This is a genomic window from Peribacillus sp. FSL E2-0218 (assembly GCF_037992945.1).
Taxonomy (GTDB): Bacteria; Bacillota; Bacilli; order Bacillales; family DSM-1321; genus Peribacillus; species Peribacillus simplex_B.
Window position 1 is genome coordinate 1,016,208 of the sequence record NZ_CP150304.1, and the last position, 12,280, is coordinate 1,028,487.

9 protein-coding genes are annotated in these 12,280 nt (G+C 40.2%); all 9 read left to right on the forward strand.

The window, feature by feature from the left end; genetic code table 11:
• Positions 1-299: 299 nt before the first annotated feature.
• The 9 genes from yhbH to MHI53_RS04925 all read left to right on the forward strand — a co-directional run bounded on the left by yhbH (position 300) and on the right by MHI53_RS04925 (position 12,211).
• Positions 300-1,469: a sporulation protein YhbH gene (gene yhbH, locus MHI53_RS04885; RefSeq protein ID WP_340372902.1), complete on the forward strand. Its 1,170-nt coding sequence runs from the start codon at positions 300-302 to the stop codon at positions 1,467-1,469.
• A 1,103-nt stretch (positions 1,470-2,572) separates the two neighbouring features.
• Complete coding sequence (locus tag MHI53_RS04890) at positions 2,573-2,977, forward strand: pectate lyase-like adhesive domain-containing protein (RefSeq protein WP_340372903.1); 405 nt, start codon at positions 2,573-2,575, stop codon at positions 2,975-2,977.
• A gap of 33 nt (positions 2,978-3,010) precedes the next feature.
• Positions 3,011-5,578: a toxin Cry1Ac domain D-VI-related protein gene (locus tag MHI53_RS04895; protein WP_340372904.1), complete on the forward strand. Its 2,568-nt coding sequence runs from the start codon at positions 3,011-3,013 to the stop codon at positions 5,576-5,578.
• A 107-nt stretch (positions 5,579-5,685) separates the two neighbouring features.
• The gene (locus MHI53_RS04900) at positions 5,686-6,225 is read left to right on the forward strand and encodes a DUF5067 domain-containing protein (protein WP_340372905.1); all 540 of its coding nucleotides are present in this window, start codon (positions 5,686-5,688) and stop codon (positions 6,223-6,225) included.
• Positions 6,226-6,753: 528 nt separating this feature from the next.
• The gene (locus MHI53_RS04905; RefSeq protein ID WP_340372906.1) at positions 6,754-8,109 is read left to right on the forward strand and encodes a nucleotide sugar dehydrogenase; all 1,356 of its coding nucleotides are present in this window, start codon (positions 6,754-6,756) and stop codon (positions 8,107-8,109) included.
• Positions 8,110-8,168: 59 nt separating this feature from the next.
• The gene (locus tag MHI53_RS04910; protein ID WP_340372907.1) at positions 8,169-8,861 is read left to right on the forward strand and encodes a Wzz/FepE/Etk N-terminal domain-containing protein; all 693 of its coding nucleotides are present in this window, start codon (positions 8,169-8,171) and stop codon (positions 8,859-8,861) included.
• Positions 8,862-8,892: 31 nt separating this feature from the next.
• Positions 8,893-9,600, forward strand: a complete 708-nt coding sequence (locus MHI53_RS04915) for a CpsD/CapB family tyrosine-protein kinase (protein WP_340373646.1) — start codon at positions 8,893-8,895, stop codon at positions 9,598-9,600.
• A 41-nt stretch (positions 9,601-9,641) separates the two neighbouring features.
• Positions 9,642-10,370 (forward strand): CpsB/CapC family capsule biosynthesis tyrosine phosphatase, encoded by a 729-nt coding sequence (locus tag MHI53_RS04920; protein WP_061143299.1) that lies wholly within the window; start codon positions 9,642-9,644, stop codon positions 10,368-10,370.
• Between the two features lie 29 nt (positions 10,371-10,399).
• A complete protein-coding gene (locus MHI53_RS04925; protein ID WP_061143298.1) occupies positions 10,400-12,211 on the forward strand; it encodes a nucleoside-diphosphate sugar epimerase/dehydratase in 1,812 nt (603 codons plus the stop codon).
• The last annotated feature ends 69 nt before the right edge of the window (positions 12,212-12,280 follow it).

The following is a 12,280-nucleotide window of genomic DNA, read 5'->3' on the forward strand; positions in this document are numbered from 1 at the left end:
TCCTCAGCGATGAAATAAACCAACTGAAGTCTCTTGAATCACAAATTTACGCTTAAAGCGCCTAATTAAGCAGGACGTGACTTGTCCAGATTGTAGGCAAACATCCATTATTGAATTTTGTTGTAAATTATCCGGCAACCCTGCATATGATAGAGTAATACATTTCTTTTCTTTTAGTATGTTTTTATCGACTGTTATTTTCTGTAAATTAAAACCGGGATGCTTTGGGTTTTCTCACACTAATTTAGTATATGAAGGAATGATGAAAAGCGTGCAAACATTTTTAAGGGGGGAAGAGAATGTCGGAAGAGAATAATCAACAATATGTTATCTCACAGGAAAACTGGTCCCTCCATCGAAAAGGCTATGATGATCAACAGCGTCATCAGGAAAAGGTGCAGGAAGCGATCAAGAATAATTTACCTGATTTAATTTCCGAAGAAAGTATCGTCATGTCAAACGGCCGGGATGTCATCAAGATTCCCATTCGCTCCTTGGATGAATACAAGATCCGTTACAATTATGATAAGAACAAACATGTAGGTCAAGGGGATGGAGATAGTAAGGTGGGAGACGTGGTCGCAAGGGACGGCTCCCCATCCGACTCAGGAGCAGGTAAAGGGCAAGGAGCAGGTGACAAGGCGGGCGAGGATTATTATGAAGCAGAGGTCTCGATGATGGAATTGGAGGAAGCACTGTTCAGTCAGCTGGAACTGCCTAATCTCCAGAAAAAAGAGCAGGCGGAGCATACGCTTGAACAAATCGAATTCAACGACATCCGCAAGACAGGCTTAATGGGGAATATCGATAAGAAGAAAACGATGATATCCGCTTTTAAACGGAATGCGTTAAGCGGCGACCCGGGCTTTCATCCGATTTATAAGGAAGATTTTAAATTCAAGACGTGGAATGAAATCGAAAAGCCGGATTCCAAAGCTGTTGTGCTGGCAATGATGGATACTTCCGGAAGTATGGGGCTATGGGAAAAGTATATGGCGCGGAGCTTTTTCTTTTGGATGAACCGATTCCTGAGAACGAAATATGAAACGGTTGAAATCGAATTCATTGCCCATCATACGGAAGCGAAAGTCGTTCCGGAAGAGGATTTCTTTTCAAAAGGGGAAAGCGGCGGTACGATTTGTTCGTCCGTATATCGAAAAGCATTAGAACTTATTGATCATAAGTATGACCCTGCGAAATTCAATATCTATCCATTTCACTTTTCCGATGGTGACAATCTCACATCAGACAATGTTAGATGCGTCAAGCTTGTGGAGGAACTCATGAAGCTTTCCAATATGTTCGGGTATGGCGAAGTCAATCAATACAATCGCCATTCTACATTAATGACAGCCTATAAGAATATCGATAATGAAAAGTTCAGATATTTCATCTTAAAGCAAAAGGCGGATGTTTTCCACGCGATGAAGAGCTTTTTTAAGGACGAAGAACAGAAGAAATTCGCATAAGGTTACAGGGGAAGGCCGTTCCGCCTTCCTCTACGATTGTAGGGGTTTTTCTCTACGATCTTTTTTTTTTTGCCATTTCATACCTGGAAATACATTCCTATTTCACTCTATTTATTTAAAGTGACACGATACGTCGATATCCACCAGTAAAGCAGCGCAGAAAAATAAGCAGAATTTGAAATGTAAATCAAACCGTTTCATTTTTGGAACGATGGGTTTGGCAAAATATATTAGACTATAATAGAAGTGCGGAAACACTTCCCCTAATCCCATTGTTAAAAGAAGATGCATTACCCTCGTGCTGGATGGATTCAAGGCCTTGAGGCTTGGATCAACACACTTAAACGGCCTGTTCCTTGATTTATTGGGGACAGGCCGTTTAAGTTTTTCCTATGTAGCATGTGAGTTTCAGCCAATCAGTGTTGTAAAGTTTCGTTAGTATTCAAAATTCAACTCATGCGTGTATGTATATGGTTGCCATCAAATAAAAGGAGCAAGATTATGTCGAAGCCATTTGCCTTTTTATTATTATGGATGTCACAAGCAGGGGCATTCCTTATAAAAAATCGGATGTATTTCATCCAAGCCTTTTTAGTCCTATTTTTAATGTACCTACTATTGAATAAACAAGAAATTAATGCGTTGAAAATTACTCTCATTATCGTTACTTCACTCTGCTTCCTTATAAGTGCCCACAGGAAATAAAGGGTATGGGTGAGGAGGGAAAAATAAAGGAATGGAAATAGCGAAAACGTAAGGTTCGATTCGCTCACACATGCATTCAATATCCAATATGCCAATGTTTTTTTCAAACTTAAGATACAAATGTGTTTAGGTAATAGAACACAATTCATGCCAATGATGAGCACAAGCTACTTAATATGTAGCTGTGCTTTTTTTTGCAGAAGTAGTGGAACCTCGACCTTCTATTTTTCATCTTTCACCTTTATATAAAACAAAATCACTATATATAAGTTTTTACGCATACATGCAGTTTCAAAAATGAATTTTTATTCACCATTATTGGAACAATGTGTTTGCCTAAAAATAGTATTATAAATTTGTCATCTACCAAAATTACCATTTTAGGAGGGAAAATCCATATGAAAAAAAGTAAAGTGTTAAAACCTATTAACGTCATGACCACATCATTTTTGTTAGCAAGTTCACTAGTAATGCCAACAGTAGGATTTGCGGAGGAATCATCTACACCAAATAAGGAAGTTATGAATGAACAAGAGTCTGAGGCCAAAGGTCAGGAATCGCGTACACAAACAAAGGAACCCCAATCAGATAGTAAAGCGGCAACAGCTAGGGCGGCCAATGAAGCCGTCGTTACCAACTTCGCACAATTAAAGGCTGCGCTGGAAGCTGATAATGGAATTACGACAATCATACTTGGACAAAACATCGATATAAGCGGTCCCATTAACATTCAAGCGAAAAAATCAAACATATTGATTGAAGGAAATAACTTTACATTATCGGAAACAGGAGCGAATGGATAAACAGGAGGGCTCTACTATGGAAAGGGTAATATATTGCGGAATGTCACTGTAAAGGACCTTAAAATTAAAGGAAAAAATTATTATGGATTCATTACAATAGACGATGCATCAAAAAATGTCGAACAAGTATTCGAAAATGTATCGTATTTAGGACCACAAATGATTTGGAACCGTTACGGGAAAGCAATTTTTAAAGGAACTAATGTGATTAGTATTACTAATGACATAATGCCAGGGTCATCACCTGCCCAAGAGATGGCGGAAGTTGGAAGTATTGATATTGAAGGTGATACTAAAATTTTTCATAATAATGGCTATGCCCTCATTTGGTCAATTTCAAAAACTCCTCAATTCAAGATTGCACCTGACGCTAATGTAGAAATCAAAACAGGCAAAAGTGGGTATGGGATCTTTTATCCAACAGAGGGTAATGGGGATTTCACGATTGGAAAAAATGCAAAGGTGAACTTTGATGGACTAAAGGGAGTTACAGGCAAAGGGATTCTGAAATCATTTATTATTGAATCAGGTGCAGAAGTCGAGATGAATAGAACGGGTACAGAGACAGCGCCAATGATTTTAGCTTATGGAGCAACTGAGATCAATGAAAACTCAGAGCTTCAAGTGAGTACGGAAAATGGACATGCTATACAAGTGGTAAATGTAGGGAAAATGAATTTTAAGAAGCCGGAGAAAGTCATTTTATCATCGATTAATGGTCAAGCCATAGATAATTTGTCTACCTCCCTGACGATGAATATCGATACGGGCATGGTCAAGCTATTGGCGAATACGTCTAACAGTTATGTGAGTACGGATGGCAAGGATTTCACTTGGAATGCTAATTATCGCTATGACGTAGCCACCCCAGGTAGTATTGTAAGTTCACAAAACTTAAACCCCGTCTTCAATATTGAACTTGGAAAAACAAAGTCTATTGAACTGGGAAGGGATGTTGAAGGTCAAGCAAATAGAGAACTAGCTGAAGCGAAGAATAAAGTGGAAAATCTCTTTACCGACGGTAAGTTCGACACATTGAAAGGTTCGACGAATCAAGCGGCGATTGACGAAGCCCAAAATGCAGTCAATAAATTACCAGCCGGTTCGGAAAAAAATCGATTACAAGATTTAGTGAACAAAGCGAAAGATTTATTGAACAAGAACGAACAAGCCGAAAAAGAGTTGAACGATGCGAAGAACAAAGTCGAAGATCTGTTCACGGATGATAAGTTCGACACATTGAAAGGAAGTACGAATCAAGGAGCGATAGACGAAGCGAAAGAAGCAGTCGATAAATTGCCAGCCGGCCCGGAAAAAGAGCGACTGGAAGAGCTCCTGAATAACGCCCAAGATTTATTGAACAAGAACGAACAAGCCGAAAAAGACTTGAACGATGCGAAGAACAAAGTCGAAGATTTGTTCACGGATGATAAGTTCGACACATTGAAAGGAAGTACGGATCAAGGAGCGATAGACGAAGCGAAAGAAGCAGTCGATAAATTGCCAGCCGGCCCGGAAAAAGAGCGTTTGGAAGAGCTCCTGAATAACGCCCAAGATTTATTGAACAAGAACGAACAAGTCGAAAAAGACTTGAACGATGCGAAGAACAAAGTCGAAGATCTGTTCACGGATGATAAGTTCAACACATTGAAAGAGACAACGAATCAAGGGGCGATTGACACAGCCCAAGAAGCGGTCAATAAGCTTCCGGGAGGTGCCGAAAAAGACCGCCTGCAAGATTTACTGAACAAAGCAAAAGATTTATTGGATAAGGATATAACGGCTCCGAATGCACCGAGACTGGATGAAGTGACAACAAACAGTAAAGAAGTGACAGGAAGCGGTGAACCCGAAGCAAATGTCACGGTCACCATTAATTCCAATAATTATACGGGGGTAGTGGGTCCAGACGGAAAATTCAAGGTTGCGATTCCCAATCAGCCTGTCAATACGATCATATCAGTCACCCTGACAGACGCGGCAGGGAATGTCAGCAAGAGCTCATCTGTTAGAGTCGTGCAGTTCATGCCTAGTGAACCTGTAAAGATTGATCCTGTGTATCCAGATGCCCAAACGATAACTGGAACTGCGCCGGAAGGAGCAACGGTCGTACGCTTACTGATAAATGGTGTACCATTGCGTACGGCACCTGTCAATCAAGATGGAACATTCAGTATTTACAGCAGATATGTTGGGGTGGACGAGAATGGAAATAATATAACCTTACAAGCAGGCGATATCGTTACGGTTGATTACGGTCTACGGACTCCGTCGAACTTGCAAGCCAATATTACGGTAGTCAAGGAAGCAGTTAAACTGCAGGTGAATCCTGTGGCCCCTAATGCAGATTATGTTACGGGCATAGCACCGGAAGGGACCCAGAATCTCCGTTTGATAGTTAACGGAAAGCCACTGAGAACAGTTTCTCTTACTCAAACTGGAGCAGGAGTCATCAATCCGGATGGAAGTTACCGTATTTACAGCCGATTTATTGAGGATGAAAATGGGGTGACTCGGAGGCTGCAAGCCGGAGATGTCATTGAAGTTGATAATGGTCCTCTCGTAGTTGGACGAGAAGTCGCAAAAACAATAGTTGAATAATCAAAGGAATAAGAAGGACTCTCCTATAGGAGCTGGGTCCTTCTTACATACTTGAAAGCCTTCTTAATGGGTCAGGTATTTCTTCGTTTTTTAAAAGGGGTGAATTGATGGGATTGAAGAGAAGCTTCCCAAGCATTTGGATTTGTATATTGACTTTAACCATATTTTTGACAGGCTGCATTTCAGGAGAAAAGGAAGCCCGGGATGAACAGAAAGAAATGCATAAGCAAACGAATGCTTCCACTAACGACGAAACGGATAAAAAAGAAACAGGGCAAGAGAAAACCGTATCTGGCGTAAGCATAGAGATAGAAAAGGCTTTGAAGCTTAAACATCCAGATAAGAAAGACAAGCAGGTTTTACAGATACAGCTGAAGGCAACAAATAAAACGGCAGAAGAACGGCATGTGGATGCTTTTGAAATGTCGGTATGGAATCAAGACAATAAAAAGCTGAAGATCTATCCAGGGGATAATTTGGGGACAAAACTTGCACCTGGAAAAAGTGTAAAAGGAAATGGATATTATGTATTGGAAGGGAAGGGACCTTTCAGGGTGGAGTATGAAAATACGGACACTAAAGAAAAGCAGGAATGGCTGATTGATAAATGGACAGATATGACTGCGAAAGCTTCTGAAAAGAAATAGTCCTTTACGTTAATAACTAGGCACAATGGAGAAATCCCCCGAAAAAACAGGCACTTGTGACCAAGGCCAAACAATCGGGGGATTTCCTATCCTTAAAAAAATTTCATCATAATTAACTGGTTCTTGCAGCAGCGGATTTAATTATATCAAGTAGAAAACTTACACCAAAGCTTTAATAAATTGCTGCCAATCATCAATGTGGGGCAGGACGGAAATGAAAATAACCGTTTCGACTTGAAGGCGTATCAAAAATAGAACGGCGCATTCGAAAACTGAAACTGCCATTGAAAATAATTATGTTACCTTATTACTGCGAACGAAAAATGTTTACCGAAAAACATACAAAGTGGATGCTCAATCGAGTCACTGGTGAGTATAACAACCTGATTTTTTATAGGGTACACGTACATTCCTTTGTTGTGGGTCTAAAGTGTGAGTTTTCCTGCATGATTCATTCGAGTGTAATGTCCTGATTCCTCAGGCGTTACAGTTTTAAATTAAAAAGGAAAAAATGGAGGAGAGGGAACCATGATAACAGAGGTAATCCAAGAAGTAGACGGGCATATGGATAATGTCCATTATTCATTAAATGAGGTTCTGCGGAGAAAAATAGTGGATAAAACGGCTAAAGTTGGAGTGATTGGATTGGGGTATGTCGGCCTTCCGACGGCCTGCCATTACGCGTCCAAAGGCTATAATGTGACTGGCTTCGACGTTTCCAAGACAAAAGTGGGGAACCTAAATGACGGAATTAACTATATCAATGATGTAGATAGTGCGGAGTTAACAGGATTGATCAAAAAGAAAAGATTTTCAGCAACAACGAATATGGACCTCCTGGGAGAGATGGATGTTATTTTGATTTGTGTCCCGACTCCTATCAATAAAACGAAAGAACCTGATATTTCATTTGTCAAGGATGTAGGGCAAGTCATTGCTGAACATGTGAAGAAAGGTACAATGGTCATTTTAGAAAGTACAACATATCCAGGAACAACAGAAGAATATATTTGTGCCCCATTAATTGAAAAAGGATATGTAATTGGGGAAAACGTCTTTGCAGCTTATTCTCCGGAAAGAATCGATCCAGGAAATAAAAACTTTAATTTAAGTAACACGCCAAAGGTTGTCGGTGGGATAACGGAAAGCTGTACGGATTTAGCGTGCCTGTTTATCGGAAAAACCGCTCATCGGGTCAATGGCATCCGTGTAGCCGAATTAAGCAAGATCTTTGAGAACACATTCCGGTGGATCAACATGGCTTTGGTCAATGAAATGACCGTTCTATGCAAAGAGTTGGAAATTGACGTATGGGAAACGATTAATGCCGCTTCCTCAAAGCCATACGGGTTCATGAAATTCACCCCTGGAATTGGCGTGGGAGGACATTGTATACCGGTCGATCCATACTACTTGCTATATAAAGCAAAAGAACATGGTCATCGAGCAAAAATGATTGAACTGGCTGGGGAAATTAACGACGGAATGCTCCACTATTCATACACCCGCATCCTTGAACTGCTTGCAGCCAAAGACAAGCTCATGAAATACTCACATATTGTGGTTTTAGGTGTTGCTTATAAAAGTGACATCGGTGATTTAAGGGAAAGTCCGGTCGTTCACTTGCTTGAACGGTTACAAGACAAGGTCCGGAACCTTACCGTCATTGAACCTTATGCCAAAGAAATCATGATCAATGGACAAATCCAACCGGTAGCGGAATACGATGCTGCCATTCTTCGAAGCGCCGATATTGTGGTCATCGGAACACCGCACAGCTGTTTTGACTGGAAAAGCATCCATGAACATGCTCCATTGATTTTCGATTCCAAAAATGTGATGGAGGAAAATGGCTTGATATCAGAAAAGATTTCAAAGTTATAGATATCAAGAACATGAATGAGACAAACGGAAAGATTTTTAGAAGGATTGGAGTTGATTGAATGAGGGAGAAACTAAGTATAAAAGATCTTTTTCAAATGGTAAAAAAACGCATAGCACTCATTTTTATCATCACAACCCTAATAACTGTGATAACAGGAGCCGTTAGCCTTTTTATCCTTTCACCTGTATACCAGGCATCTGCACAAATCCTGGTCAATCAATCCAAAGATAATACAGACCTTTACAAGGTAGGTGAGATTCAAACTAATATTCAATTGATTGAAACGTACAGCGAAATCATAAAAAGTCCAATGATGCTTGAAAAGGTTAAAGACCGACTGAATCTTAACATTTCAAATTCTGCGTTATCGGAACAAATCGAAATCGTCAGTAAGGGTAATTCACAATTGTTTACGATAAAAGTTGAAGCCAGCGATCCCAAACTTGCTGTAGATATCGTCAATACAATACCGGTCATATTCCAAGAGGAAATAAAAACGCTTATGAATGTGGACAATGTCAATGTCTTATCGAAAGGAAATGTTGGAGATAATACCGCACCTATAAAACCGAATCCGATCATCAACATGATTCAAGCATTTTTTGCAGGTGTGGTTATCAGTTTAGTAGTTACATTCCTAATCGAATTTTTAGACAATACCATCAAGGTTGAGTCTGATATTGAAGAACATCTAGAGATGCCGATGCTTGGCATCGTTAATTTAATGGAAAACAAAAAGAAATGGAAATGATGGATTTGTATTGCAATCACAACCTCAAGAGGTGAATAGCTTGACACGCAACGAACGGCATAAAATGACAGATGCTAAAAAAAGAAGCAGTATTTCCATGTTGAAATCGAAATCTCCGGTTGTGGAGCAATATAGGACAATCCGGACGAATCTTCAATTTTCTGCAGTGGAAAAAGACATAAGGTCGATGATTTTCACTTCGGCAAACCCTGGTGAAGGGAAATCAACCACTTCTATAAATGTTGCAGCTGTTTTTGCACAGCAGGGAAAACGCATCCTCATCATCGATGCAGATTTGAGGAAACCCAGTGTCCATACGAACTTTAACATGGAGAACTTCTTGGGATTAACGAATATCATAACAAAGCAAAATCAATTGCAGGAAGCTATACAATCTTCCATTTACCCAAATTTGGATGTGTTGACAAGTGGCCCTATTCCTCCGAACCCATCGGAATTGCTTGGGTCGAATGGAATGGAGAATTTATTGGAAGAAGCAAAAATGAATTATGATTTGGTTATTCTGGATACGCCTCCGGTCAATGCCGTTACAGATGCTCAAATCCTGGCGAATATGACAGATGGAGTTGTTTTGGTGGTTAGCAGCGGAAGTACGGAAATACAGCAAGCAAAAAAAGCGAAGGAGTTGCTTCAGAAAGCCGACGCCAAGCTTTTAGGAGCAATCCTGAATAAGAAAAAACAAAAGTACTCAGACGAATATTATTACTATGGTAAATAAGAAATTCATCTTTTTGTTGGGTTTAAGGAAGGAAACTAACAATGATTGATATTCATAGTCACATATTACCAGAGTTGGATGATGGCGCTGGAAATATTAAGGAAAGTGTCGAAATGGCGAGAAAAGCGGTTGAACAAGGAATTACCGACATCATTGCAACTCCCCATTACTATAAGGGGAAATATGATAACGATAAAGAAAAGGTCGAGCGCAAGACATGGCAATTAAATCGAGTGCTAGATGAACTCGACATCCCGCTTAAAGTATGGCCGGGGCAGGAAATTAGGATATCGGATGAGCTTCTGGAAGATTACGATAATAATAGTGTCATGGCCTTGAATGGTTCGCAATACATGCTTCTCGAACTTCCTTCAAACCATGTGCCAAGATATACGGAGCGATTGATCTATGATCTGCAAATGAAAAGAATCACGCCAATCATTGCTCACCCAGAGCGGAATTTAGAAATAATAAGAAATCCACACCTTTTAGAAGAACTGATCTGGAAGGGGGCGTATTCACAATTAACTGCTGGGAGCATCACAGGTAAATTCGGATGGAGAACAAGAAGATTTTCCAAATATTTAATTCACTCGGGTCTTACTCATTTCATTGCATCGGATGCCCACAATGTAGGAAACAGAGGTTTTCAAATCAGGGAAGCATATAAGTTGGTTGAAAAGAACATGGGACAAGCAGTGGTGAATGCCTTTCATGTAAATGCGGAAAATGTTTTGTATGGGATGAAAGTCAAGGAATCGTTTCTTTGATTAAAAATATTTAATGAGGAGAAGTAGATTTGACATATTATAACCGGCTTATCACATTAGTCTTATTTGACGCGATGATTGTTGTGACAGCTGTCTTTTTAAGTTATTGGTTATTGAATCCACTTGATGAAATACCAGCATTCGCACTTATTGGTGGGCTAGTTTTGCTTTTGTTTCATTATTTCTATACGGCTTTTTTGAAACAGTATAAAAAGGCTTGGGAATACGTCACTGCCAGTGAAATGTTCCATTTGTTCAGGGCGATGGCATTTGCCCTGATCAGTACATCCATCTGCCAGCTGTACTTTACCCATTATCTTTATTTGAGGGAGCTTTTTATTACAGGGATCCTCTATATGGTCATGATCGGATACTCCCGCCTGGCATGGCGGGTATACTTTAATCCTAAAATCAAGCGGCCATCCGATAACAAACGAACCTTGATTGTCGGCGCTGGATCAGCAGGGACGATGATAACGAGCAGATTGTTGAAATCCAATCATATAAAATTAGTGCCAGTTGCATTTGTTGATGATGATAAAACGAAGCTGGGCTTGGAGATTTTCAATATACCAGTAGTGGCAACAACAAACGATATTTCACAAGTGGTGGAGGAATATAAGATTGAGCATATCGTCATTGCGATTCCTTCCTTGAAAAGAGAAGATATGAATACCATTTTGTCCGAATGCACGAAGACAACCGTAAAGACCCAAATCGTCCCAAGTCTTGAAGAAATCGTACATGGGAACGTTCCGATAAATGAATTGCAAGATATACAAATGGAGGATTTATTGGGGCGTTCTCCCGTTCAATTGGACGATAAAGGGATATTAGAAACGATCGTTGAAAGTACGATACTGGTAACAGGGGCAGGAGGTTCGATTGGATCGGAAATATGTCGGCAGATCATGAAATATAACCCAGCTAAAATCGTTTTGCTTGGACATGGTGAAAACAGCATTTATGCGATTGAGATGGAATTGCTGGAGATTTATGAAGACAAGATAGAGATTGTCACGGAAATTGCTGATATCCAGGACCGAAGGAGGATGTTTGAAGTAATGGACCACCATCGACCCAAGATCGTATATCATGCAGCTGCCCATAAACATGTCCCGCTTATGGAGTCCAATCCTAAAGAAGCGTTGAAAAATAACATCCTAGGTACGAGGAATGTAGCGGATGCAGCGGAAGGGAGTGGCGTGAACACTTTTGTCATGGTTTCGTCCGATAAGGCCGTGAATCCGACAAGCATCATGGGCGCTTCAAAATGTATAGCCGAGATGATGATTTCATACAAAAGTTCATCAAGTCATACAAAATTCGTAACGGTTCGATTTGGAAATGTTCTTGGCAGCAATGGCAGTGTCATTCCCCTTTTTAAAAAGCAAATAAAAAAGGGCGGACCTCTGACCGTCACACACCCAGAAATGGTACGTTATTTCATGACCATTCCAGAAGCTTCGAGATTGGTCATTCAGGCAGGGGTTTTGGCAAAAGGAGGAGAGGTATTTGTGCTGGATATGGGCGAACCGGTCAAAATCGTCGATTTCGCTAAGAAACTCATCCAACTTTCCGGTTACAAGGTTGAAGACATTGGGCTAACCTTTACAGGAATCCGGCCTGGGGAAAAATTATTTGAAGAACTGCTTGGAGCAGATGAAGTCTATGAAGAGCAGGTCTATCCGAAAATCCATATTGGGAAACCAAGGGATGTAAATTGGCATGCCATTCAGGATATTATCAGCACTTATGATGTCATGAGCGAAGAAACGTTAAAAGAAAGAATGCTGTGTTTGGCAAATAATAGGGTAGGCAATGAAATTCACGTATCGTAATGAATGCATGAACCCGAGAATGGACTTTCTATAAATAGAAGTAGGCTTACAGCAAGTAACCATTATGTA